Origin of the sequence: Labrenzia sp. C1B70 (assembly GCF_000475395.1) — a bacterium.
GTDB classification, from domain to species: domain Bacteria; phylum Pseudomonadota; class Alphaproteobacteria; order Rhizobiales; family Stappiaceae; genus Roseibium; species Roseibium algicola.
In genome coordinates this window covers 590,008-614,841 of sequence record NZ_AXCE01000004.1, presented here as the reverse complement: position 1 = coordinate 614,841, position 24,834 = coordinate 590,008, and the positions used below count along the sequence as shown (strand labels likewise).

Genomic DNA, 24,834 nt, shown 5'->3' with positions numbered 1-24,834 from the left:
CCGCATTTGTGCCTCCGGCGCATTTTTCATCGGATTTTCCAATGCAGATCGGTTTTGTCCGCTCCGCCATTGTGCTGGGGCTTCTCGCTGCTGTCGGTCCATTTGCCATCGACCTCTATCTGCCCGCCATGCCGGAAATCGTGCAGGCATTGCAGACGGACGACGCTGCGGTTCATATGACCTTCACGGTCTATTTCATCGCTTTCGGGTTAGCCCAGCTGATCTACGGTCCGCTGGCAGACCGGTTTGGACGCAAGCTGCCCGCCTTCCTGGGCCTGATCGTCTTCCTCATCGGATCGGTCATGTGCGCGACCGCAGTCGACGTTTCAGCCCTGACATTCGGCCGTTTCGTGCAGGCGCTTGGTGCCGGCGCGCCGATGGTCATCGTGCGGGCCGTGGTCCGCGACCTCCACACCGGACCAAAGGCGACCAGGCTGATGGCTCTGGTGATGCTGGTCTTCAGCGTTTCGCCGATGCTTGCACCGCTCGCCGGCAGCCTGATCATCCAGTTCGGCAGTTGGCGCCTGATATTTGTGGCCCTGGGCGTAATTTCCCTTCTCGCCATGCTGCAAATGGCCTTCCTGCTGCCCGAAACGCTACCGGCCGAGCGCCGGGGCAAGATCGACCCGACAGCGATGCTGCGCAGCGCCATCTACCTGATGCGTGACAGCAGGTTCATGGGTCTGACGCTGATCGGTGGCTTCTCGCTTGCGAGTTTCTTCGTCTTCATCGCCGCAGCGCCGCTGGTCTACATGACCCAGTACCAGTTGACGCCGACAGCCTTCAGTCTTGTTTTCGCGCTGAACGCGATCGGCTTCTTTGCGTCTTCCCAGTTTGCCGCCTCGCTTGGTGAGCGCTTCGGCATGGGCAGAGTGGCATTGAAGGCCGTCAGCGGATTTGCGGCAGCCAACGTCCTGCTGGTCATTCTTGTGTGGAGCGGCATCGACGACCTGCCGGTTCTGATGGCGCTCTTCTTCATCGGCAACACCTGCCTCGGCCAGGTCATTGCTCCGGTGATGGTCATGGCGCTGGAAGAACATGGCGAACATGCCGGCATGGCATCCTCCCTTGGGGGCACCTTCCAGATGGTTGCCGGTGGCGTGATGATCCTCGTCTGCAGCCCGTTCTTCGACCGGACAGCTTTGCCATTGGTTGGCGCGGTTGCCGCCTGTGCGCTCATCGCCCTGGTCATCGCACTGCTGACCCTGCGCACATCGCGCGAAGGCCAGGCCGTCGCCTGAGGCGATATTCCCGAAACAGGTACGCCGGAGCAGCCTTACACGGGCTCTTCGGCAGACTGACCGATTTGATCGAGTTTCTTCTGCAGGGACAAACGGTCAAGCGAAGACATCGGCAGGTTCACGAACACCGAGATCCGATTGCTGAGCATCCGGAAGGCCTCGTTGAATGCGACAGCCCTTTCGCTGTCGCTTCCGGAAACGGCTGCCGGATCCGGCAGGCCCCAATGGGCTGACATCGGCTGGCCAGGCCAGACAGGGCAGGTTTCCTTGGCCGCATTGTCGCAAACGGTAAAGACGAAATCCATGACCGGGGCATCCGGCGCGGCGAACTCTGCCCAGTCCTTCGAGCGCAGCTCATCCGTCTTGAAATTGAGCTTGCTGAGCAAGGCAAGCGCTTCCGGACGCACCGCTCCAGCCGGTTGTGACCCGGCAGAAAACGCCCTGAAGCGGCCCTGCCCCTCCCGGCTCAGGATCGCCTCCGCCATGATCGACCGGGCGGAATTGCCCGTGCACAGGAAAAGCACGTTATAGACATCGCCGGACATTTGGTCCCCCTTAACCTGAACAGGTCTCTCCGCAGGCAATCGTCTCGATGACCTGCGCACAAAGTTCCGGATGACCACCACAGCAATCGGCCATCAGAAACGTCAGCAACTCACGTATGCCGTCAAGGTCCGCGAAGTACCGGATCGACCGCCCCTCGCGTTCATTGCGGATCAGCCCGGACTGAAGCAGAACAGCAAGGTTCGCCGACATCGTGTTCTGCCGAACGTCCAGCGCCTCGCCGATCTCGCCGGCGGTCATTCCTGCGTCACCAGCCCGGATCAGCAGCCGGAAGACTTCCAGTCTGGTTTTCTGGCTGAGCGCCCCAAAAGCGCTCAGCGCATCTTTCATATCCATAATTCATGATATTTCGATTCATCTGCAACAGGCAAGTCTTTTTCGCAACCGGTCTCAACATCTCGGACACGGCCCGATCTGGTTCGTAACCGTCATTTTCAGCAAGTCGCTTGCAACCGGCCTTCAGAGCTGTTGACCTGCCCGGGAAACCGCGCGGGGCAGATGATGAAAACACTGAAAAATCCTTTCCTCGGCAAAGGCCTTTCCGAGCAAAGCGGGCTTGCGGATGGATCCGTGTCGCAGGACGTCGCCGGAGCAGAGAACCTTTTTCGGAAATGCCCGCGTGCGGATGAAACCCCGCTGCTGATTGCGAATGACCTCGCGGCCGGTCTTGCTATCGGCAACCTTGCCCTTAAAGACGAACGGCAACGCATGGGTCTTGGCAGCTTCAAGGCACTTGGCGCGGCCTATGCGATTGCCAAACTGGCGGACAGCCGTGTTCGGGGCGGACTTGCCCAGTCGCACGCTTCCGCGCTGACCGGCAGAACCTTTGTCTGTGCGAGTGCCGGAAACCACGGCATGTCCCTAGCGGCAGGCGCTCCGCTGTTTGGGGCCAAGGCCGTCGTCTTCGTGGCCGAAACTGTTCCAAGTGCCTTTGAGGCCCGCCTCAAAGCCCGGGGCGCTGATGTTGTCCGGGCCGGAGCCACCTATGAAGACAGCATGGCGGAAGCCCGGAGACGCGCCGACGCCGAAGGCTGGACCTTGCTGCCGGACAGCACCTGGCCGGGCATGACCGCCGCCGGACACGACGTCATGGAGGGCTATCTTGTGATGGCCGCGGAAATTGCCCGGCAGATCAAGACACCGCCCACGCATGTCTTCCTGCAGGCGGGTGTCGGCGGACTTGCCGCCGCCTGTGCCGTCGGCGCTCGCCTGACTTGGGGCCGCGATGTAACCATCGTCGTGGTGGAGCCGGAATACGCACCCGCCCTCATGGCCAGCATCGAAGCCGGAAAACCCGTCACGGCGCCCGGCCCGGTGTCGAACATGGGCCGGTTAGACTGCAAGGAACCCTCGCATCTGGCGCTGAAGCACCTGGCCAGCGAAGCCGATTTCTTCGTGACCGTTTCCGACAGCGAGGCGGCGGAAACGGTCGACTGGCTGGGCAACAACGGCATTGCGACGACGCCATCCGGTGCGGGCGGTATCACAGCCGTTCGACATGCAGGTGGAGGGGCATCAACCCTCGGCCTCGGACCGGAAGCCCGGGTGCTCTGCTATCTTTCCGAAGGACCGGAAGATGTCTGAACAGGATTTTCCGGAAGACGAATTTGCCGCGCGCACGCAAGCAGCCCAAAAAGCCATGCATTCCCAGGGCATCGACGCGCTGCTTTTCACGACCGAAGCCGAAATGCGCTATTTCACCGGGTTCCGGACCCTGTTCTGGCAGAGCCCCACGCGGCCCTGGTTCCTCGTCGTGCCGGCAAACGGCAAGCCGATTGCGGTCATTCCGCAGATCGGCGCGCACCTGATGGCGAGCACCTGGATTGACGATATCCGGGTATTTTCCGCCCCGCATCCCGTCGATGACGGCATCGCCCTGCTCGCGGACACCCTCAAGGGCTTCACGAAAATCGCCATGCCGATGGGGCGGGAAAGCGTGCTTCGCATGCCGCTTCGCGACTTTCAGCGCCTTCGAGATCTCACAAACGACGTAGAATATCTGGATGGAACCGGCCTGATCCAGAGCCTCAGGATGGTGAAATCTGAACGTGAAATTGCTCTCCTGCGCGAGATTTGCGGTATCGGTTCGGAAGCATTTGCCAGGGCACCGGAGCTTTTCCACACCGGCCAACCGCTCAACGAGGTTTTCCGGTCCTTCCGTATCGAGCTTCTGAAGCAAGGTGCGGACGATGTGCCTTATCTGGTCGGCGGAGCCGGGCAGGACGGCTACGGCGATGTCATTTCTCCCCCCTCGGCCCGCCCCCTACAGGAAGGGGACGTCCTGATGCTTGATACGGGTGCCACCAAAAGCGGATATTTCTGCGATTTTGACCGCAACTTTACGATCGGCCTGGCCAGTGATGCCGTCAGATCCGCCCATGAAACACTTGTCCGGGCCGTTGAGGCAGCTGCAGAAATTGCCCGCCCGGGCCGCACCTGTGCCGATCTATTCCAGGCCATGGCCAAGGTGCTGGACCAGGGCGAAGGTGACGTCGGCCGGCTCGGCCACGGACTTGGCATGCAGCTTACCGAAGCGCCCAGCCTGACCGGCTTCGACGAGACCCCACTTCGAGAAAACATGGTGCTGACACTGGAGCCGAGCCTTGCTCTCGGCCCCGGCAGGATGATGGTTCACGAGGAAAACATCGTCATTCGAGACGGCGCGCCCGAATTCCTGACCGTGCCGGCAGGACCGGACATTCCGGTTATCACCCGCTAGAACACCTGGAACCGCGGCATGAAACTTTCCTTCGACTGCGACAGGGGATCGGCAACCAAAGCGGCTTTCGGCCTGATCTTGCTGTCGGTTGACGAAACCATAGAGAGCGAGTTTCGGTCCCTCTTTGATCAGGAAGGCGTCTCGCTGCTTCACGCCAGAATCGAGAGCGCTTCCGAAGTCACCTCCGAAAAACTCATGCAGATGAAAGCCCGGCTGAAGGACACCGCGGCCCTCTTGCCGGGAACGCGCCCACTCGACGTCATTGCCTATGCCTGCACGTCCGGCGCAACGGTGATCGGATCGGATCAGGTCGCCGGTGCGATCCAGGCAACTCATCCTGGCGCACGCGTGACCGACCCCGCCCGCGCAGTCGTTGCAGCCCTTGCACACCTTGGTGTCTCACGGATCGCCATCGTCTCGCCCTATGTGGAGGAAGTCTCCGACGCACTCTGCCGTCTCCTGGAAGAAAACGGCATAACGCCCTTGAGTGTCGGTTCTTTCGGGCAAGCGGAAGAAGCCGTGGTTGCAAGGATCAGCCTGCAGTCCGTGGAAGAGGCAATCTGCGAGGTTGGCAAGGATCCGGAGATAGAAGCCGTCTTTGCCTCCTGCACAAACTTGCGCACGCTGCCTGTCATTGAAGCCTGCGAGAAACGTCTTTCCAAACCCGTCATCAGCTCCAACCTGGCGCTCGCATGGCACATGATGCATCTGGCGGACCTGCCGACGACGGACCGTGGACCGGGACGGCTCTTTGCCACCTGACCTGCAAAAAACGAACACATCCACGCCAGAACACAAGGCTGCCGAAGGTCTTCTTTCGGTGAAATTGCCGAGGCTGCTGCTATTCGACTGTTCCCGAACGGCATCAATTCGTTCACTTAGCTGGCAACACCCGCCTATTCCTTGTTGACTCGCGGGGATTTCCGGGCAAAAACACCGCCGTCTCAAGTTTTGACGATTGCGAGCCCCGATGACCCGGCTGAAAGCCGACATTCTGGATATGATGTCCCAGGCCCTTGCCAGCGCTACCTTCATGCGCGGCGAGCCCCGGGCGGCTGCCGCAACCGCTCTTAAACGCACTACCAAGACCACCAAGACCACCGCTTGACGGTGCCGCTCATCCCGCCTCCCCGGGGATGGGAGGCGCCGGGAGCCGGCCACGCCCATCCAGAACCGGGCGGCTGGCGAAGCGGGGAGACGGACAAGGACTAGTCAAAGATGGGTTTCAAGATCGCAATTGCAGGCGCTACCGGCAATGTCGGACGCGAGATGCTGGACATTCTCGCTGAGCGCGGCTTTCCGGCAGACGAAGTCGTCGCCCTCGCTTCCCGCCGTTCCCAGGGCACCGAAGTCTCCTTCGGCGACAAGACGCTGAAGGTTCAGGCCATGGAGAACTACGATTTCTCCGACACCGACATCTGCCTGATGTCCGCCGGTGGCACCGTTTCCAAAGAATGGTCGCCGAAGATCGCTGCCAAGGGCTGCATTGTCATCGATAACTCTTCCGCATGGCGCTACGACGCGGATGTGCCGCTGATCGTGCCGGAAGTGAATGCCGATGCTGTTGCCGGTTTCACGAAAAAGAACATCATTGCCAATCCGAACTGCTCCACCGCCCAGCTGGTCGTGGCGCTGAAGCCGCTGCATGATCACGCAAAGATCAAGCGCGTCGTCGTTTCCACCTACCAGTCGGTTTCCGGCGGCGGCAAGGAAGCGATGGAAGAGCTGTTCAACCAGACCCGTGCGGTTTTCGTGAACGATCCGATCGAGCCGAGCAAGTTCACCAAGCGCATCGCCTTCAACGTGATCCCGCACATCGACAGCTTCATGGAAGACGGCTACACCAAGGAAGAATGGAAGGTGCTGGCGGAAACCAAGAAGATGCTCGATCCGGCCATCAAGGTGACCTGCACCGCCGTTCGCGTACCGGTGTTCATCGGACATTCGGAAAGCGTCAACATCGAGTTCGAAAACGAGATCACCGCTGAAGAAGCCCGCAACATCCTGCGCGAAGCTCCGGGATGCCTCGTCATCGACAAGCAGGAAGATGGCGGCTACATCACGCCGTACGAAAGTGCCGGCGAAGATGCGACCTACATCTCCCGCATCCGCGAGGACGCGACCGTTGAAAACGGCCTCAACATCTGGGTCGTTTCCGACAACCTGCGCAAGGGTGCGGCGCTCAACGCCGTCCAGATCGCCGAGGTTCTCGTGAACCGCGGCCTGATCACGCCGAAAAAGGCAGCAGCTTGATCGACAGTTCAAACGGGCGCCTCGGGCGCCCGTTTTCTTGTGGCCTGCCGGCTGCCATCCGGTCGACGGCACTGCGAAGGTCCTGAAGCGGGAACCGCGTTCCCGACACCTATCGGGCAGCCCCCCGAGCCATCGATCCAGGCCCCGGATTTCCTCTTTGCGGGGAAGCTCGACGCGCTATGTCGAGCGTTGAAGCGACAACACCCAGCTCAGCGCCACAAACCCGAACATTGCCGGCGACCGACAGGTTTTGATGTTGACAGGCCGCAAAAACAGCATCACCTCTGTCATCCCCTATTCCCGGCGTTCGCAAAGGTCGCCAACGAGTTTTCTCCCATGCCCTCTGAATTTGACGGGTCGTTCACCGACTTCCTTGAAAGCACTCCCGGCGGACGCTTCACCGACTGGCTGGCAGCTTGCGCCGAGCCCTACTGGAGCGATGCGTGCAGCCATCCCTTCACCGTTGCGATCGGCGACGGAACCATGCCGGAGGAAGCCTATGCGCGTTATCTGATCGAGGATTACACCTTCGTCACGGATCTCGCTTCCACTCTGGGATATCTCGTCGCCAAAGCCCCCGGAATGCCCGCCAAGTCGCGGCTCTCCGGTTTCCTGGCTCTGCTGACCTCGGAGGAAAACGACTATTTCCTGCGCTCGTTCGAGGCGCTCGGCGTGGAACCGCAAGTTTACGAGACCGCAGCACAGGGCCCTGTGACCCGCGCTTTCTCGCAGCTCCTGCTAAAATCGTCCGGACAAGGCAGTTACGCCGAAGGGCTTGCATGCCTTCTCTGCGCGGAATGGTGTTATCTCACCTGGGGCCAGCGCGAAGCGGGAAAACCGCGCCCGGATGCGTTTTATCTCGCCGAATGGATTGACCTGCATGCCGTGCCTGGCTTCGAGGCCTTCGTGACCTGGATCCGGGCGGAAATGGACCGGATCGGCCCCACTCTGCCGGAACCCGAGCAGGCCCGCGTTGCGGGTCTTTTCCGCCAGATGAGCAAACTGGAAGTCGCCTTCTTCGAAGCCGCCTGGACCGGCAATTTGCCCGGTCCGGAGGACGATCTGTTACGGACCTGACCCGATGTTTCTCTATGAAGCCGCAGCCCTCGGCGCGGCTGCCCTGTGGGCGCTGACGGGCCTGCTGTCCACCGGCCCCGCTCAGCATCTCGGCGCGATTGCCTTCAACTGTACCCGCATGGTGCTTGTGGCATTGATGCTGTGCGCCTGGGTGTTCCTGACCACGGGGTGGAGCTCCATCGGCGACGCGCAGATGCTGCCTCTTGTCCTGTCCGGTTTCGTCGGCATCTTTCTTGGCGACACTGCGCTTTTCCTGACGTTGAACCGAATGGGTCCACGCCGGACCGCAATGCTGTTCTCTCTGAATGCCCCCATGTCGGCGATCCTTGGCTGGCTGCTCTTGAACGAAGACCTCAGCCCCACGCAGATGGTCGGTATCGGCCTTACCTTTCTGGGGGTCCTGCTGGCCATCCGTTTCGGCAAGCGCAAGTCCCAGCTTCACAAATGGGAAAACATCAAGGGTCCGGTGTGGATTGGCGTGCTTCTCGGCCTTGCCGCGGCACTGTCCCAGTCGGTCGGCTCCCTCATTGCCCGTCCGATCATGGAAACCGGCGCTGACCCGGTCGCAGCTTCCAGCATACGCGTCGGTGTTGCAGCTGTGGGACTGCTGCTTCTGACACGCCTTCCGGTCAGCTGGGTCAAGCCGGCAGGAAACTTTACGCTTCCGGTCGTCGGCCTGATCGCCATTTCCGGCTTGCTCGGCATGGGTCTCGGCATGACGCTGATCCTGTTCGCGCTGTCCGGCGGAGAAGTCGGCATCATCGCAACCCTCTCGGCAACGACACCCGTCCTCATGCTACCGATGATGTGGTGGCGAACCGGGGAAGCACCGGCACTCGGCGCCTGGGTAGGCGCGGCAGGTGTTGTGGCAGGCAGTGCGCTGCTCTTTGCCAGCTAGGCAAAAGGAAGTTGGCAGATCGGAACAATGGATCTACAAGTGTGAGAGGAATATGGGAGCCGGATTCGAACCGGTACTTTGCAGCGGGCTGCAAGCGGGTAGTTCCGACCTCACCCGGCTCCCTAACGCCAGTATCGATAGTTTAAAAAACACCCGAAACGAATTTCGAGGACCGACCGCCCCTCGAGTAAGCAACCGGCAAAAACACAGCTGACACCAAACAAGACGTTCCAGCTTAAACAGCCATACCGCCCCGACGCAGCCAGGAAGATCTTATGCCCCTACGGCATATCTCCTATTCCCCATCTGGGGAATATATCGGTACTTTTTTCGAAAAATTTACTTAAACCCGTTTCTCAACCTCGCCTGAATTACTACTACTGGGTGTATTTTTGCAACAAACACCTCAATGACAGGAGCAGGCGTCAGCATCGATTTACAGCCAAGCAGCGCCATTCGGCCGCCAAAACCGAACGGTAATGCGCGCAGATCAACGCAAACTGGCGGCCTGTTCGTCGGGGCGCGAACCATCCGAAATCACATTTACGCCATCTGCGGGACATCCATCTTGCGCTACGTCCATGTCCGGCATGTCGCTTAGACTTTTGCGCAGGATCGGCGCCAGGTGAACGACAAAGCGGCGCACCTTCGCCGTCACCAGTCGGTTTGAAGGATAGACGGCATAGATGCCGCTTTCAGGTAGCGTCCAGTCCCGCATCACCCTGACCAGGGCCCCCTCATTCAGTTCAGTGGCAACCGCCCAACGGGGGAGTGCCGCCAGGCCGATACCCGACACGACCGCTGCCCGTAGCGATGCCGTGCTGTTGCAAATCATCACGGGAGACAGTGAAACGGTGTGTTTCTGAGGCGACAAGAACGGCCATTCCCGTGCCCAGTAGAGCGCAGCGAACCCGATGCACTTGTGGTCCGGAATGTCGACGGGATGTTGCGGCACCCCATGCCTTGCGATGTAGTCCGGTGCGGCACAGACGAGGATCTCAGACATGCCGAGTTTACGGACAATCGTCGCAGGCTCCGGTTCACGCACGATCCTTATCGACAGGTCGAGACGCTGCTCAACGAGGTTGACCATGCGCATGTCTTCGACGATTTCTGCTGTCACTTGCGGATTCTCTGCAAGAAAAGACCCGAGTGCCGGAATGATAAACCGGTCAGCAAAAGCTTCAGGCGCACCGATCCGCATATGGCCAACTGGAGTTTCCTGATACGCCATCACTTCAGTTACACCCGCGTGTGCCTCTTCCAGTGCACGGGTACAGCGCTGGTAGAAAATCACACCGGCTTCGGTTGGAGAAACGTGACGGGTGGTCCGGTCGAGAAGGCGTACCCCCAGACGTTTTTCCAGGGCAATGACACATTCGCTGACACGGGATTTGGACAAGCCGAGCTGCTCGGCGGCCCGGGTAATGTTTCCGGCTTCAACCACCCTGGCGAAGATCTCGATTGCATCAAAGAGTGCCATGCGAACGTCCTGTGAAACCGGACAAACTGTCCGGAGTATCGCCACTTCCGCAATTTCGGGAAAGTCGTATTTTTTGGCCTCGCCGCAGTTTGCGGCTTGAGGAGACCCATTATGACAGCAATTTTTAATGCAGCCGCAATCGCGGCGCACCGGGACGCTTGCGAAAACGAAATACTCGGCTTCCGCCGCTTAAGGGTGCGGAGTGCCGATACCGGTGGACGGCTTGGATTTTTTGAGGAAATCGTTCCGCCCGGAGAAGGTGTCCCCCTGCACATCCATCACAAGGAAGACGAGATGTTCAATGTCCGCGAAGGTCATTTCCGCATCTGGTGCGCCGATGAAGTCTTCGACGTCCATCCAGGTGATGTCGTCGTCCTGCCGCGCGGTGTCCCGCATGCGTTTCGCAATGTCGGCGATGTCGAGGGTTGGCTCGATGTGACCGTTACGCCCGGCGGGTTCGAAACGATGTTCGCACGCGCTGCCGAAGCTGGCACGCAAGGTGCAGAACGTTTCATGGAACTTGCTCCCGACTACGGCCTGGAAATGCTTCCAGGTCAGGCTGCGGCTTAGGAGGTGGCAATGATCTGCTTGGTCTTCCAGAGAACCATTCTGGCTTTTGCCGTGCTCGCGGCCTTTTCAGGATCCGTGTCCGCGGATGAGAACAAGGCTGCACGTGGAGCCTACCTTGCCCGGATCATGGCTTGCGCCGATTGTCACAGTCCGCGCGGACCGAACGGTGCGCCAATGCCCGAAGCCGGGCTCATCGGCGGCAATGTCGGCTTTGAAATTCCGCAGGCAGGTATTGTCTGGGGCCCGAACCTCACGCCTGCCAATGGCGGTGCGGGATCCTGGAGTACGGAAGAAATTGTAACGGCCCTGACGACCGGCGTTCGACCAGACGGACGGTTGCTCATTCCCGTTATGCCCTGGCCTGCGTACGCCGGACTGACCACACAGGACGCCGAAGCTATTGCGAGCTACCTGCAGTCCCTGACACCGGATGACAATCCCGTTCCAGGGTTGATTGCGCCGGGGGAAAACGCCCCTGCCCCCTATTTCACGATAAAGTTTCCAGGATAGGGCACACCAATGCCGTTGGCCTGACGGCCAACGGCGCCTGGAAGCCGAATTCGGGCTATCCTCCAATCGACTGCCCGTTACCGTGCCTGCCGACGCCACCTTTCGGCATAAGGCAGGGCAAAAAGGTAAAGTCCCGATACCAGCAAGAAGATCAATGGCACCAACGCAAGTAAACCGATCCAGAGTGCCGGCTCGGACTGCCCCATGGCAGCCAGATTGACAACCACGGCCAGCGTAAAGGCTATGGACAGCCAGCGGTGCAGCTGACGGATGATCTTGTTCCAATTCATGATTTGCTCCTGGTGATCACGACGCAAGATCCCGTCTGCCGGAAAGATCCGTCAGCAAAGGGTTCTTGAGAGTTGGGGGGGGGTGCGCTCAGGCCGCCGCGTGCGGACTGTCAGACCTTGGCTGATTTCCTGCGCGTTTTCCTGGCGGCCGAGGCAGCGGCATTCTGCTCGGCGGCTGCACAAACGAGGGCTTTCAGCGCCGCTTCATCGATGTCTGCATCCTCGAACAGGTCGATTGCCCGGCGCACGTTGCCGTCCAGGCTGGAATTGAAGAGACCAGCCGGATCATCAAGTGACGCGCCTTTTGCGAACGTCAGCTTCACGGCTTTCTTGTAAGTCTCGCCGGTGCAGATGATGCCGTCCTTTTCCCAGACGGGAACACCGCGCCATTTCCAGGCTTCCTCGACTTCGGGAACCGCATCGTGAATGAGGGCGCGCATCCGCGCCAGTGTGCGTCCACGCCAGTCGTCAAGTTCTGCGATCCTGGCGTCAATCTGCTGCGCGGGGGACATTTGATTGTCCATGGTCGTCTTCCTTGCGGTTATCAGGCGTCTTTGCCGGCATCGTCCAGCCGCGCAACAACGCTTTCCAGCGCTTCCATGAAGCGGGGCCAGGCGGCGCTTGCACCGCGATAGTAGGGCAGCTGTTCCTGCGTGAAGCCGATTTGCTCCATACGCAGAAGGGTGCCGTTATCCGTCGGGGTCAATGTCCAGGTCACGGTGCTTCGAAGATCCTTGGTGTTCCAGCTGTAGGCCAGCGCTTTATGCGGCTCGATCGACTGGACTTCGCAATCGACCATTCCCCAGTCGGCACTCAGGTCGAAGCGGTGGCCGACAACCGGTTTGAAGGCATTTTTCATGAGCCATTCCTCGATCAGGTGGGGCTGGGTCAACGCGCGCCAGATCTTTTCCGCGGGAAAGGGAATTTCCCGTTCCACGACAACAGCAAGGGTATCTTCGTCCGAGAAACTCATTGGTCCATTCTTCTCAAAAGGTCTTCCAGATCGTCGAACCGGCGTTCCCAGAACACGTTCATGCGCTGAGTCCAGTCGACCAGTGGTGCGAGCGCTCCGGGCCTGGCGCTATAGTGCGACTGCCTGCCCTCCTGGCGGTCCGTGACAAGCCCGGCCTCCTTCAGGACGCCAAGATGTTTGGAAACTGCGGGCTGGGAGACACCGGCCTGGTCGGTCAACACCCGCACCGTCAGCTCGCCCTCTCGGCAAAGCCGCTCGAACAACGCCCGCCGGGTCGGGTCTGCCAGCGTCCGAAACAGAAGGTCAGGTGTTGGCTCACTCAAATTCATAACTCCACGGTTATTGATTTGATTGATAACCTCGAAGTTATGAATGAGTCAAGGCACAATTCAGACCTGCACCGCTTCCCGCTTGCGCGCAAGTGACGGCAGGCAGACGGTGCGGCCATCGGCGAACTGTTCGATCCGCACAACGACACCATAGACTTTGCAAAGAGCAGCGCTTGTCAGCACTTCCTTTGGAGGGCCATCCGTCTTGATGCGACCATCGTGAAGCAAGGCCACCCTGGTTCCGATTGCAAAGGCGTGATCAGGGTCGTGGGTCGACAGGACAACAGTCAGGCCGTCCGCCGCAAGACCCGCAACTTCGGAAAGCACCAGTGCCTGATTCCCGAAATCGAGACTGGCTGTCGGCTCATCCATCACGAGGACACGTGTTTCCTGCGCAAGTGCCCTGGCGATCAGCACCAGTTGCCTCTGTCCACCGGAAAGCCGCGTATAGTCTGCACCGGCGAGTTCCCCGATACCGAGCCTTTCCAGCGCCGCCAACGCGACGTCCCTGTCACGCGGGCCGGGCTGCTGAAAGGCACGCAGTTTTGCGGTTCGGCCCATCAACACGACTTCCAGAACCGGAAAAGCAAAGGGCGCGGCGTGTGCCTGTGGAACGTAGGCGATCCGCGTCGCGATATCCGCACGGGACAGCGACTTCAGCGGCCGTCCTTCCACCAGCACCGTGCCGCCACGCGCCGGCAGCAGCCCCAGAAGCGTCTTGAAAAGAGTGGTCTTGCCGGACCCGTTGGGCCCAAGCAGGCAATAGACGTCGCCAGAGGAAGCGGTCAGGTTCAACTCGCTCCCGACATCGTGGCCCGGATAGCCGATGGACAGGTTTTCAGCCCTGAGCTTCACGCCCATGCCCGCCTCCCCCTGGCAAGCAGCCACAGGAAAAATGGCGCACCGACAACGGCGGTCAGAATGCCGAGCGGGACTTCGGTTCCCGAAAGCGTGCGTGCCAGCGTGTCGACTGCAAGAAGGTATCCCGCACCAAGCAAGGCTGCTGCCGGCAACAGGCGCCCGAAACCAGGGCCAACGATCATCCGGGCGATATGCGGTATCACCAGCCCCACCCAGCCAACGACACCGGCAATGGCGACGACGCTTGCGGTGATCAAGGTCGCGCAGAAAATGACAACGAGCCGCAGCCGACCGGCCTCCACACCGAGCGCCTTCGCTTCTTCATCCCCCAGAGACAGGACGTTGATCCGCCAGCGCAACAGGAACAGCGGGACAAGGCCGAACAGAACTGCAGGTACCGCCGGCAGGATATCGCCGGCCTTCACGCCTGCCAGACTGCCCAGCAACCAGAAAGTGATCGCCGGAAGCTGGTCATAAGGATCTGCCAGCACTTTCAGCAAGGATGTCGCCGCCCCCGCCAAAGCACCGACGACGACGCCTGCAAGCACGAGGACAAGCGTGCTGTCTCCACCGCGCACCGTCGCGGCAACAAAACCGACGAGAGCAACAGCGGCAAGACCGCCGGCAAAACCCATCAGCTGGATTGCCGCGACAGGAAGCGACAGGAAGATGCCAAGCACGGCCCCGAGCCCCGCGCCGGCAGAAACACCGAGAATATCCGGTGACACCAGCGGATTGCGGAAAAGGGTCTGGTAACATGCACCGGCTGCAGCAAGCGAAGCGCCGACCAGCAGCGCGGCAACCACCCTTGGCAGACGGATCGACAGCAGCACCGTGTCCTGCGTTCCCGAAGGCTGTGCGCCGGATACGACGCGCGCCAGCACACCGACGGCCTCGGACGGCGTAAGCGGAAACGGACCGATCAGAAGAGCCGCGAAACTGCCAAGAACAAGCGCGAGGCCGAGCCATACGAACAAGCCGGAACGCGCGAAAGGAGTAGATTTGCCGGTCAGGGAGCCCGCCCCTTTGCCCATTCCAGCAGAGTGTCGAGCTCTGCTTCACTCAGGTCCACATGATACCACAACTTATAGAAGTCGGCGGTTTCCTGACGCAGCTCCCCATCCCAGAGTTCGGGATAGAATAGGCCTGCAAGCCATTTCAAACCCATCATCCGATTGACGGACGGCGGCCTGTCGATCCAGCCGAAAGGGGCCGTTGGCGACAGGAAAACCCGGCCTTCACGCACCGCGGCAATGCCTTGCCACAAGGGATCCTGCCAGACAGCTTCATAGAAGCTACGATCCCACGTCACGATTGTGTCCGGGTTGGCAACGATAATCTGCTCGGGACTTGCCTGCACCAGTCCGTATTGCCCGGGCACATCGGCAACGTTGCGCCCACCGGCCTTTTCGATGATTTCGGTGTTGATCGAGCCTTTCAGGCCTGTTTCAAGTCCATCCGCCCCACGGGCGAGGTAGACACGCGGCCTGTCCCCCTCGGGCACGGCACCGAGTGCCGACGTCAGCGCGGTGAAGGTTGCCTCGACATCTGCGGCCAGAAGATCTCCACGTTCCGGAACGCCAAGCGCCTCGCCCACAAGACGCAACGCGCCGGCGATTTCATCGAACCGGCCGTTGACCAGGAGATAGGGAATCCCTGTCTGTTCCTGCACACGGTCGGCAAGATCGATATAGGTATCGCGGACGGACCCGAAATCGATGATCAGATCGGGTTTCAGGGCAAGAACCCGCTCCAGGTTTGCCTCCCCGCCGCGTCCGGTCAGCCGGCCGGTCTCGGGCAGGTCCCGAAAGGCTTCGGCGATGAATGGCTTCTCGTAGTCCCGAAGCGCTCTCGGCCAGCCGAGCAGCGCTTCCGGTTTGAGCGCATAGACGAGAATGGACGCCGGAGGCCCGGCAGCGAACACTCGGGTCACCGTATCCGGGATCTCGACCGTACGACCCGCGGAATCGGTAACGCTTCGCGCCAGGACGGACGTCCCCGAAATGCAAAGCAGGAAAAGGCAAATAGCGGCCAGGCGCGTCATGTTTCCTCCAGCATTCTTTTAACTGACCGAGGGTTTCTGCTTATTTCAGTTCAGCTTCAGGAAAGCGACAAGGCAGAAACTCCATCAGTACAGTGATGGATCATGCGGAGAAAATACACAAAAACAACATAAACTGCAGCCCTTTCACGGAACTATGAAACGCTCACTAAACTGTGATTATCACTGCTATTTTGACGCGAATTTTCTTTCATTCTTAATTTACGCAAATCGACAAAGATGATCCCAATTATGACCTTGGGGGAAATGATGAAGAAGTTCTTGTCCCGATTAAGCGTGACTTCGACGCTCGCAATTATTTCTGCCAGCGTGCTTGGAATATCGATGATTGTTGTGGGCTTTATCCTGTATCAGGTCGCCCTTGGCCAGGCTGAGGACCGTGCCCTCGTCAAACAGGATATCAACCTTCGCGTGGCAGCGACGCTGTTTCAGGACCGCATCGACGGTGCAAAGGTCAGCTGGGACGCGAACAACAACGTCAAGCGGATCGAACTGGCCGAAATGCCGGTGTTCGAAAACCATGACATGATCGACGCCGTCGGGCGCATGACAGGTGAAACCGCGACTGTTTTTGCCTGGGATCCGGAAACGAAGGATTTCTGGCGCAAGACCACCAACATCATCAAGGGTGACGGCAAGCGTGCCGTCGGAACCCAACTCGGCCAGAACGGCGCGGTTTATCCTGTCGTTACCCAGGGCAAGACCTTTCACGGGCAGGCCACCATTCTCGGCAAGGACTACTTCACGGTTTACCAGCCGATCTTCTCATCCAAGGGCGATATTCTCGGCATCCTTTATGCCGGCGTGGAAAAGGCCGCAGTCGAAGCCAACGCATGGGAACTGACCAGCCGCTACGCGATGCTGGTGCTGCCGGTCGTCGCCGTTTCGGTGGTCCTTCTGATCCTCGCAATTCGCCGCCAGCTGCGTCCGATTACACGCCTTGCGGAAATCACGGACCAGATTGCGCAGGACAATCTCGCAGACGAAGTCCCCTTCAAGGAACGCTCCGACCAGATCGGCACGCTTGCCCAGGCCGTCAGCACCCTGCGTGACAGGGCCGTCGAGCGGATCGAACTGACCGAGCACCAGCGCACGTCCGAAGCCGCTGCGATCGACCGCCAGAACCGTGTTCAGGGTCTGATCGAAACCTTCCGGACCAATGTCTCCAACGTGCTCAACTCGGTCAACGAAACCGTTCATGGCCTGGAAGGCACCGCGGGACACCTCTCCGACCTGTCCGGCCAGAGCGCCTCAAGCGCGACGGAAACCTTGAACTCCGCCGATGAAGCAACATCGAGCGTTCAGACCGTGGCCAGTGCCGCGGAAGAACTCTCCGCGTCCATCAGCGAAATTTCCCGCCAGGTGGCCCAGACGACAGAAGTTGTTGGCCGGGCAACCGAAGGCACCCGCATGACCAACGAAAAGGTGGAAGGCCTTGCAGCCTCCGCCTCCAAGATCGGCGAAGTGGTAACCCTTATCCAGGCGATCGCCGAGCAGACCAACCTGCTGGCCCTCAATGCCACCATCGAAGCGGCACGCGCCGGGGAAGCCGGCAAGGGCTTCGCGGTCGTCGCAGCGGAAGTGAAGGAACTGGCCACCCAGACCTCCAAGGCAACCGAGGAAATCAGCGCCCAGATCACCGCCATTCAGGATGCGACCAAGGACTCGGTCGGTGCGATCGCGGAAATCACCAAGATCATGGAAGAGGTGAATTCCTACACCAGCACCATCGCGGCAGCCGTGAGCCAGCAGGGCTCGGCCACCGGCGAGATTTCGCAGAACGCCCAGAATGCCGCCGAAGGCACCACCTTCGTGTCGTCCTGCATGTCCGACCTTTCCAGTGCGGTCAATCAGACGTCGCAGGCTTCCCAATCGGTTCTGGACGCATCGGAAATGCTGTCTTCGCGCACGGAAGAGCTGAAACAGGAAGTGGAAACATTCCTGAACGGTGTGGCCGCCGCCTGAGGCAACCAACCAACGACAAATTATCTTGTCAGGAAGGCGCGGACATCGTCCGCGCCTCTTTCGTTTTCGGCATCCGGTTTTCGCTCAGAACACACCCGGCATCAGAGCCCCGCGTCACGGCAATCAGCCTCCAACCACGTTCATCCAGAGACCGCACAGGCCAGCTCGCCCGGCACGTTGGTGAGCGCAGGAAACGTCGAGCACCTGAAAAGGCGAGACTTTCAGCCCTGCAACCGTCACGCAGCACTTTTCGCGTAGCCAAAACTTTGCTGCACTGCACTCGATTATTCACCAAGTGCCTTTAACGTTTACAGGCAGGCCAATTTACACAGGCGGTTAAAGGGAAGTGTCCGAAGCAAAAATTACTCAGCATCCTGCGTATTTTTACTTGGCAGATTTACTAAACCTTTTTTAGGTTTTTTCTACAATCCTTGATTTCAACCAAAATTGTTTCAGATGCCAATCGATCATGGTTCAAATTTTAGTTGCGGCAGTGGATTTCGGAAATTTTCCATCGCGTTTCGCCAGAATCGCGACCCTCTACCCGACAAAACGAATTGCCTTCTCCCGCCCCAACCTGAGGGACATCAAGCCCCGCTCGCTGCTTCTTGTCGACTTTCTGGACCTTGGCACTGACCACATCAAAATACTTCGAGATTTTTCGAGAAGCGGCCAATCCGTGCCGGCGCTCGGCATCGTTGACACAAAAAGCAGACAGAGCGTGCTGCAGGCGCGCGAGCTTGGCTTCTACAATCTGATAGATCGCGAGGAAAAATTCGCGACACTGTTCGAAAAAATACGCGAAGTGGTGGGCGACTATTCCAAACCGACGCTGCCCAGCCGGTACTCGGAGAAAATCGTCAAGTCGGTTGAAACCACCAGCATGGGCTTGAACCTGATGTCGGCCGCAGCCCTTTCCGGCGCTCCCCTGCCCATGCAATTCCTGGCTACCAACGCCCAGGACATCACCTCGGTCATCATGACGGACGGTCTCGACAGTTGGTTGAGTGCGGTTCAATGCCACCACAGCCACACCTTCTGCCACACGATGATGGTCGCCGGGCACACCGTTTCGTTTTCGCGTGCACTCGGCCATTCCGAAGCGGAGCAGACAATTCTCGGCCTGGGTGCACTGGTGCACGACCTGGGCAAGGTCAAGATCCCGCTTTCCATCCTGGACAAGCCTGGCAGGCTGACCCTGGAAGAACGTGAGCTTGTCAACAAACATCCGCTCTTTAGCCGGGAGATGCTGGCAACGCGCCAGGAAGTTCCAAAGCAGGTTGTCGAGATGGCGCTGTGTCACCATGAGTTTCTGGACGGAACCGGGTATCCGGATGGCCTCAAAGGCAATCAGATCTCGCAAAGGGTCAGGCTTCTGACGATCAGCGACATCTATTCCGCCCTCACCGAAAAACGAGCCTACAAGGACAGCCTCAGTCCGCGCCAGGCCTTTGCGATCATGTTCGAGATGAAGGGCAAGCTCGACATGGACCTGTTGCGAAAATTTAGAACCCAGGTGCTGAGCTCGGAATTCGGCCGTGTCCGGCGGCAGGCCAGGGCCTGAGACCTGGGAAAACACCCCAAGGCTGCAGCGCTAAATTCGACACCGTCTCAGGATTGCGCGATCACCTATTTGTGTTGTCAAAAATAGCTATATCGTCCGACTAGAAACGGTCATTGAAACTCTTTCTTCAGTTTCCCCTACGACAATATCTCCCCCTACAGAGGCAAAAACCGGGAGTAAACAAGGTGCTGTTTTCAGGGTCGAACATGTGGAAAGCCGCCTTTGATGCGCTAAACCGCTCGCAGGCCATCATCGAGTTTACACCCGAAGGCACGATCCTGACTGCCAATCCCAATTTCCTGAAAGCGATGGGCTACGCCCTCAATGAAGTTCAGGGAAAACCTCACAGCATGTTTGTCGACCCCGCCTACGCGGCATCGGCAGAATACAAGGCCTTCTGGAAAAAGCTGGCGCAAGGCGAATTTCAGACCGCCGAATATCTGCGCTACGGCAAGGGTGGCCGGGAAGTCTGGATCCAGGCTTCGTACAACCCGATCCTCAACACCGCCGGCAAGGTGGTCAAGGTAGTCAAGATCGCCTCGGACATCACCGAGCGCAAGCAAAAGAGCGCCGATTTTGAAGGTCAGGTTGAAGCGATGAATCGGTCGCAGGCCGTGATCCATTTCGACCTCGACGGCACGATCCTCGACGCAAACGAAAATTTCCTGTCCGCGATGGGTTACTCCCTCGATGAAATCAAGGGCCGTAAACACAGCATGTTCGTCGAAAAGGACCATGCGGCGAGCACGGAGTACCGGCAGTTCTGGAAGAATCTCGCCGAAGGCAAATTTCAGGCGGGTGAGTTCAAGCGCATCGGCAATGGTGGGCGCGAAGTCTGGATCCAGGCAACCTACAATCCGATATTCGATTCCGCCGGTCGTCCCTTCAAGGTCGTGAAGTTCGCGACTGACCGCACTCCGCAAGTCGTCGAAAGACGTCGCCGCGCCACCGTTCAGCAGGGCATCGACCAGGATCTGTCCGAAATCGCCACGGCCATTTCCAACACGACGGAACAGGCAACAACTTCCGCATCAGCGTCCGAACAGACCTATTCCAGCGTGCAGACCGTCGCGGCGGCGGCAGAAGAACTCGTTGCCTCGATTCAGGAAATCAGCCGCCAGGTCCAGACCGCGCTTGAAGTTTCGCAAAGCGCTGCGACCGAGGCCGAGCGGTCCAGTGACATCATGAGCGGGCTGTCTGAGGATGCAAAGACGATCGGTTCGGTAATCGAACTGATCGACGGCATTGCCGACCAGACAAATCTCCTGGCCCTGAACGCGACCATCGAGGCAGCAAGAGCAGGGGAAGCCGGCAAGGGCTTCGCCGTTGTTGCCTCCGAAGTGAAGAGCCTCGCCGCGCAGACAAGCAAGGCAACCGAAGAGATCTCCAATCAGATCGGCTCCATGCAGGAGACGACCGGTCAGGCAGTCGCCGCAATCGAGTCGATCCTGGCGGTCATCAAGAACGTCGGGGACATCGCCGCCAGCATCGCATCCTCGGTCGAGGAGCAGTCGGCGGTTACGAATGACATATCCTCCAACATGCATTCGGCCGCCCAGGGCGTGGAACGGATCACCTCCAACATGCAGTCGATCTCCTCGGCAACTGCCCAGATAGACGCCGCGACCAAGAACGTTAAGCAGGCCTCGCAATCCCTGATGTGAACAAGGGACGCACGATCTGACATCACGCCCAGTCCCTGCCAGACAAAAAAACCCGGTGCCAAGGCACCGGGTTTTCTTTTGACGGGTTATTGAACCTGGCCTTAGCGCGCCGGAAGCGGGATCCACTCGGCAACAGAAACATCCGCATGCTGGAACTGCGGCATCTTCTGGCCCAGCTCTTCCATGTTCTTGACGTCCTGCTCGTTCAGGAACTCCTGGGTGATCAGGGTCGGCGGCACGACAACCTGCTTGCCCGGGTCTTCACCTGCCAGCATCAGCGCCAGCGTGCGCACGCTGACCTCACCGACAACCGCCGGGTTGGTCGCGACCGTAGCCGCCCAGGCGGAATCCGGCTCGCGCATGGCGGAGATATCGGCCGTGGAAACGTCTGCGGAATAAATGGCGATGTCCTGGTTGAGACCGGCTTCATCGACCGCGATCTTCACGCCTTTGGCAAATTCATCGTAAGGGGCAAAGACGACATTGATGTTCGGGTTGGCCTGCAGCACCGAACGGGCCTGGTTGGCAACGGAGTTGGCAATCGGGTTATCAAGCGTGCCGAACATGGCCGCTTCCGTGATCCCCGGATTGGCTTCCTTGACTTCCTTCCAGGCGACGTCGCGGCGGTCCAGCGGTGCGATGCCCGGCACATAGACATAGCCTGCGGTAAAGCTGTCGCCATTGTCCTTGATCGCCTGTTCCAGTGCCAGCTTGCCGAGCAGGTAGTCGGACTGTTCGATCTGTGGGATCGCATCGTTTTCAACGTTGACGTCGAAGGCGACAACCTTGATGCCCGCATCGACGGCGCGCTGTGCAGCAGCCTTCATGGATTCGGTCAGGCCGTGCTGGATGATGATGCCGTCGACACCAAGCGCGATGGCCTGGTCGACCATGTCGGCCTGAAGGGCGGCATCCTGACGGCTGTCGAGAACACGCAGATCAACGCCAAGGGCAGCTGACTGCTTTTCAACACCCGAAAGATAGGACTGGAAGAAGTCACCGGTGGACAGATAACGCACCAGCGCGATCTTGACCTCTTCCGGCTTGTCGAACGGCGCCGGCATGTCGGCTGCAAAAGCCGCTCCGCCGGAAAGCCCGATCCCGGCGGCAACCGCCAGCTTCATGAATTCACGTCTCAGCATTTGTTTTCCTCCCAATGGAAACGGCGCCATTCAGGGCGTCACGCTGTTCTCCGGCCCCCACGTCGCGAGGACAGGTAGAATGTGAAGACAAGGGCGGCGACCAACACGGCCCCCTTGACGAAATCCTGCATGTAGTAAGGAGCGTTCATCATCGTCAGCCCCTGAAGAAGAATGCCGACGAACAGTGCCCCTGCCGCCGTGCCGAAGGCGTTCGGGCGGGCAGCGCCCAGTACCGCGAAGCCGATGAGGGCTGCGGCCACGCTGTCGAGCAGAAGGTTGTTGCCGGAGGCGATGTCACCGCGGCCAAGGCGGGCAGCCAGCAGAATGCCGCCAACCGATGCCAGCATGCCGGAAATCATGTAGGCCACGATCTTGTAGCGCTGCACGTTTGTGCCGACCAGTTCGGCAGCCCGTTCGTTGGAGCCGATGGCATACATCAGGCGGCCATGCCGGGTGTACCCCAGAAACAGCCAGATCAGCAGCGCGATCAAAAGGAACACCACCACCGGCACCGGCAGCAACCGGTCCAGGAACAGGTCGAACCGATGCCGGCCGAGCCACAGGAAGGCCGCGGAGAACGTTCCCTCCGCAACGACGCCCTCGCCCAGGCTCATCCCGGTCGCAATCGAATTGCCCTGGGTCGGAATGCGCTGCAAACCGATGAGAAGGAACATCATGCCGAGCGTCGCCAAAAGGTCCGGCACCCGCATCTTCACGATCAGGAACCCGTTGATCAGCCCGACGACCGCACCCATCACCAGGCAGAGTGCAACCGCGACAAAGGCGGATTGCTCCAGCACCACCATGGAATAGGCGGACAGCATCAGCGCCGAGGTTGCGACCGAGCCGATGGACAGGTCGAACCCGCCCACCACCAGCGTACAGGTGACACCGAGCGCGAGAATGCCGGTAATGGCCACCGACTGCAGGATGAAGACTGCCGAACGCGGGCTGGCAAAGCCGCTGGCATAGAGGCTGAAGAAAAGGGCCAGTCCGCCGAGTAGGACGAGGAAGCCGTAGCGGATGGCAAGTTCGAGCGGGTTCTTGTTCATTGTTCCGGTATTCATCCTGCCATTGCCTGCGTTGCTGGCTCGCTCTGCCCCTGCCCGCCTGCGGGCCCGGAGACATCCGCGACCAGACGGTTCAGGTCGACGTTCTTGTTGATGTATTCACCGACGATGGCGGCCTCGTGCATGACAACGATGCGGTCGGCGATTTCCAGGGCCTCGTCGATTTCCGCCACGAAGACGAGCGTCGTGCGCCCTTTTGCGGTCTGCCGGATGTAGTGACCGATGTCCCGCCGGGCGCCGATGTCGACCCCCTGGAAAGGTTCGTCCAGCAACAGCACGCGGCTTGCCTGCAACAGCCAGCGGCCGATCATGACCTTCTGCTGATTGCCACCCGACAGGGTGTTGATGCCGTCGCCGTTGCCCTGACAGACGATCCCGATCTTGCCGATCATGTCGTCAGCAGCCCGCCGCTGTCCGCGTTCGCTCAGGAAAGAGAACCGGCTGAATGCCCCCAGGAAAGGCAGTGTCATGTTGTTGGCAATGTCGAAATCCGGTACCACGGCGTTCACGCTGCGGTCCTTGGGTGACATGAACACACCCTTGGCGACGGCGTCTTCCGCACTCTTCGGAGTGTAGGCCTTGCCGTCCAGGCGCAAGGTGCCGCCGGCCGGTTTCGCAAGTCCAAACAGCACTTCCGCCAGTTCCGTGGTGCCGCTGCCGAGCAGACCCGTCAGGGCAACCACTTCGCCTTCGCGAGCAGTCAGATCGATCTGTGGGCCATTTTCGTGTAGGCGCACACCATCGACTTCCAGGATCGGATCGCCGCCGGCAACCGGATCGATATCGACCTCGGTCATCTGGTGGCCAAGCATGGCGTTGACCGCACCGACATAGTCCAGAGGCTCTGTCTCGAACAGGCCGGAAATCGCCCCGTCTCGCATGGAAACGATCCGGTCGGCCACGCGGCGGATGTCCGACATGCGGTGGGAAATATAAAGAATGGCGACACCTTCCGCGCGCAGCCGGTCAATCAGCGCGAACAGGCGGTCGGCTTCGGAAGCGGACAGTGATGAGGTCGGCTCGTCCAGAATGAGCAACTTCGGCGCGCGGGCCATGGCACGTGCGATCGCGATCATCTGGCGGTCGGCAACCTCCAGATCCGCAACACGGGTGCGCACGTCCATCGTCAGACCCATGCTTTCGGCAACCTTGCGGGCCTGCCGGCGAAGTTTCCTGTCGTTGACGAAGAAATCGGCACCCGGTTCGGTCAGGAGGTCCAGCGTCAGGTTGGTGGCAACATCGAGATCCGGAATGACACCATCATCAATGGACTGGTGAACGGTCACGACACCCTTTGAGATGGCATCGGCCGCATCAAGCGGCTTGAAGGGGGCACCGGCCAGCTCGATCTCGCCGGCATCGGCAAAATGATAGCCGCACAGGACCTTCACCAGCGTCGACTTGCCGGCACCGTTGGCTCCCATCAGCGCCGTGACTTCGCCGGCGCGCAGCTCCAGATCGATCCCCCGAAGCACGTGGTTGCGCCCGAAGGACTTTTCCAAGCCGCTCAATTTACAGGTGACGTCTGGCACCTTTCCTCCCGATATTTTTGCGAGTTCCTCCCCCGCTTCTCATCGTTACAACACGCTAAATAGGCAT

26 protein-coding genes are annotated in these 24,834 nt (G+C 59.7%); 13 read left to right on the top strand and 13 right to left on the bottom strand.

Annotation, left to right across the window (positions count from 1 at the left end):
- The first annotated feature begins 41 nt into the window (after positions 1-41).
- On the top strand, positions 42-1,241 hold the full coding sequence (locus tag Q666_RS41155) for a multidrug effflux MFS transporter (protein ID WP_023002884.1): 1,200 nt from the start codon (positions 42-44) through the stop codon (positions 1,239-1,241).
- A 35-nt stretch (positions 1,242-1,276) separates the two neighbouring features.
- On the opposite strand, the gene Q666_RS41150 is transcribed toward Q666_RS41155, so the two are convergent.
- Positions 1,277-1,786, bottom strand: coding sequence for an arsenate reductase ArsC (locus Q666_RS41150; RefSeq protein WP_023002883.1), 510 nt, complete (start codon positions 1,784-1,786; stop codon positions 1,277-1,279).
- A gap of 10 nt (positions 1,787-1,796) precedes the next feature.
- On the bottom strand, positions 1,797-2,141 hold the full coding sequence (locus Q666_RS41145) for a metalloregulator ArsR/SmtB family transcription factor (protein WP_023002882.1): 345 nt from the start codon (positions 2,139-2,141) through the stop codon (positions 1,797-1,799).
- Between the two features lie 165 nt (positions 2,142-2,306).
- Between Q666_RS41145 and Q666_RS41140 the strand changes: the two genes are divergently transcribed.
- From Q666_RS41140 to Q666_RS41115, 7 genes are all read left to right on the top strand, one after another.
- A complete protein-coding gene (locus Q666_RS41140; RefSeq protein WP_031270211.1) occupies positions 2,307-3,389 on the top strand; it encodes a pyridoxal-phosphate dependent enzyme in 1,083 nt (360 codons plus the stop codon).
- On the top strand, positions 3,382-4,524 hold the full coding sequence (locus Q666_RS41135) for a Xaa-Pro peptidase family protein (RefSeq protein WP_023002880.1): 1,143 nt from the start codon (positions 3,382-3,384) through the stop codon (positions 4,522-4,524). Before Q666_RS41140 ends, Q666_RS41135 begins: the two co-directional genes overlap by 8 nt.
- 18 nt (positions 4,525-4,542) lie before the next feature.
- Positions 4,543-5,286 carry an aspartate/glutamate racemase family protein gene (locus Q666_RS41130; protein WP_023002879.1) on the top strand — a complete coding sequence of 248 codons (744 nt, stop codon included), beginning with the start codon at positions 4,543-4,545 and terminating at the stop codon, positions 5,284-5,286.
- Between the two features lie 208 nt (positions 5,287-5,494).
- Positions 5,495-5,632 carry a hypothetical protein gene (locus Q666_RS66180; RefSeq protein ID WP_023002878.1) on the top strand — a complete coding sequence of 46 codons (138 nt, stop codon included), beginning with the start codon at positions 5,495-5,497 and terminating at the stop codon, positions 5,630-5,632.
- 110 nt (positions 5,633-5,742) lie between these two features.
- The gene (locus Q666_RS41125) at positions 5,743-6,777 is read left to right on the top strand and encodes an aspartate-semialdehyde dehydrogenase (RefSeq protein ID WP_023002877.1); all 1,035 of its coding nucleotides are present in this window, start codon (positions 5,743-5,745) and stop codon (positions 6,775-6,777) included.
- Between the two features lie 336 nt (positions 6,778-7,113).
- Positions 7,114-7,854 carry a TenA family protein gene (locus Q666_RS41120; protein WP_023002875.1) on the top strand — a complete coding sequence of 247 codons (741 nt, stop codon included), beginning with the start codon at positions 7,114-7,116 and terminating at the stop codon, positions 7,852-7,854.
- Between the two features lie 4 nt (positions 7,855-7,858).
- Positions 7,859-8,752: a DMT family transporter gene (locus Q666_RS41115; RefSeq protein WP_023002874.1), complete on the top strand. Its 894-nt coding sequence runs from the start codon at positions 7,859-7,861 to the stop codon at positions 8,750-8,752.
- 490 nt (positions 8,753-9,242) lie between these two features.
- On the opposite strand, the gene Q666_RS41110 is transcribed toward Q666_RS41115, so the two are convergent.
- The gene (locus Q666_RS41110) at positions 9,243-10,235 is read right to left on the bottom strand and encodes a LysR family transcriptional regulator (RefSeq protein WP_023002873.1); all 993 of its coding nucleotides are present in this window, start codon (positions 10,233-10,235) and stop codon (positions 9,243-9,245) included.
- Between the two features lie 111 nt (positions 10,236-10,346).
- Between Q666_RS41110 and Q666_RS41105 the strand changes: the two genes are divergently transcribed.
- Positions 10,347-10,805 carry a cupin domain-containing protein gene (locus Q666_RS41105; RefSeq protein WP_023002872.1) on the top strand — a complete coding sequence of 153 codons (459 nt, stop codon included), beginning with the start codon at positions 10,347-10,349 and terminating at the stop codon, positions 10,803-10,805.
- A 9-nt stretch (positions 10,806-10,814) separates the two neighbouring features.
- Entirely contained in the window at positions 10,815-11,315 is a 501-nt protein-coding gene (locus Q666_RS41100) for a c-type cytochrome (protein WP_023002871.1), read from the top strand.
- Positions 11,316-11,392: 77 nt separating this feature from the next.
- Here Q666_RS41100 and Q666_RS41095 read toward each other — a convergent pair whose 3' ends face one another.
- From Q666_RS41095 to Q666_RS41065, 7 genes are all read right to left on the bottom strand, one after another.
- Positions 11,393-11,605, bottom strand: a complete 213-nt coding sequence (locus Q666_RS41095) for a hypothetical protein (RefSeq protein ID WP_023002870.1) — start codon at positions 11,603-11,605, stop codon at positions 11,393-11,395.
- Positions 11,606-11,715: 110 nt separating this feature from the next.
- Positions 11,716-12,129, bottom strand: coding sequence for a DUF1801 domain-containing protein (locus Q666_RS41090; RefSeq protein ID WP_031270205.1), 414 nt, complete (start codon positions 12,127-12,129; stop codon positions 11,716-11,718).
- 20 nt (positions 12,130-12,149) lie between these two features.
- The gene (locus tag Q666_RS41085; RefSeq protein ID WP_023002868.1) at positions 12,150-12,578 is read right to left on the bottom strand and encodes an SRPBCC domain-containing protein; all 429 of its coding nucleotides are present in this window, start codon (positions 12,576-12,578) and stop codon (positions 12,150-12,152) included.
- Positions 12,575-12,907 (bottom strand): metalloregulator ArsR/SmtB family transcription factor, encoded by a 333-nt coding sequence (locus Q666_RS41080; protein ID WP_023002867.1) that lies wholly within the window; start codon positions 12,905-12,907, stop codon positions 12,575-12,577. The genes Q666_RS41085 and Q666_RS41080 overlap by 4 nt, the downstream gene beginning before the upstream one ends.
- Positions 12,908-12,967: 60 nt before the next feature.
- A complete protein-coding gene (locus Q666_RS41075; protein ID WP_031270203.1) occupies positions 12,968-13,762 on the bottom strand; it encodes an ABC transporter ATP-binding protein in 795 nt (264 codons plus the stop codon).
- On the bottom strand, positions 13,759-14,802 hold the full coding sequence (locus tag Q666_RS41070) for an iron ABC transporter permease (protein WP_023002865.1): 1,044 nt from the start codon (positions 14,800-14,802) through the stop codon (positions 13,759-13,761). The genes Q666_RS41075 and Q666_RS41070 overlap by 4 nt, the downstream gene beginning before the upstream one ends.
- A complete protein-coding gene (locus tag Q666_RS41065) occupies positions 14,778-15,812 on the bottom strand; it encodes an iron ABC transporter substrate-binding protein (protein WP_023002864.1) in 1,035 nt (344 codons plus the stop codon). Before Q666_RS41065 ends, Q666_RS41070 begins: the two co-directional genes overlap by 25 nt.
- Before the next feature lie 342 nt (positions 15,813-16,154).
- Between Q666_RS41065 and Q666_RS41060 the strand changes: the two genes are divergently transcribed.
- The 3 genes from Q666_RS41060 (at position 16,155) to Q666_RS41050 (ending at position 21,023) form a co-directional block, all read left to right on the top strand.
- Positions 16,155-17,795 (top strand): Cache 3/Cache 2 fusion domain-containing protein, encoded by a 1,641-nt coding sequence (locus Q666_RS41060; RefSeq protein ID WP_023002863.1) that lies wholly within the window; start codon positions 16,155-16,157, stop codon positions 17,793-17,795.
- A 721-nt stretch (positions 17,796-18,516) separates the two neighbouring features.
- Positions 18,517-19,359, top strand: coding sequence for an HD domain-containing phosphohydrolase (locus Q666_RS64735; protein WP_161633278.1), 843 nt, complete (start codon positions 18,517-18,519; stop codon positions 19,357-19,359).
- A 206-nt stretch (positions 19,360-19,565) separates the two neighbouring features.
- Positions 19,566-21,023, top strand: a complete 1,458-nt coding sequence (locus tag Q666_RS41050; protein WP_023002861.1) for a PAS domain-containing methyl-accepting chemotaxis protein — start codon at positions 19,566-19,568, stop codon at positions 21,021-21,023.
- Between the two features lie 101 nt (positions 21,024-21,124).
- On the opposite strand, the gene Q666_RS41045 is transcribed toward Q666_RS41050, so the two are convergent.
- Genes Q666_RS41045 through Q666_RS41035 form a run of 3 tightly spaced genes read right to left on the bottom strand, consistent with a single transcriptional unit; the run spans position 21,125 to position 24,767 of the window.
- Complete coding sequence (locus tag Q666_RS41045) at positions 21,125-22,147, bottom strand: substrate-binding domain-containing protein (protein WP_286133941.1); 1,023 nt, start codon at positions 22,145-22,147, stop codon at positions 21,125-21,127.
- Between the two features lie 56 nt (positions 22,148-22,203).
- Positions 22,204-23,232, bottom strand: a complete 1,029-nt coding sequence (locus tag Q666_RS41040; RefSeq protein ID WP_023002859.1) for an ABC transporter permease — start codon at positions 23,230-23,232, stop codon at positions 22,204-22,206.
- Positions 23,229-24,767: a sugar ABC transporter ATP-binding protein gene (locus Q666_RS41035; protein WP_031270191.1), complete on the bottom strand. Its 1,539-nt coding sequence runs from the start codon at positions 24,765-24,767 to the stop codon at positions 23,229-23,231. Before Q666_RS41035 ends, Q666_RS41040 begins: the two co-directional genes overlap by 4 nt.
- Between the last annotated feature and the right edge of the window lie 67 nt (positions 24,768-24,834).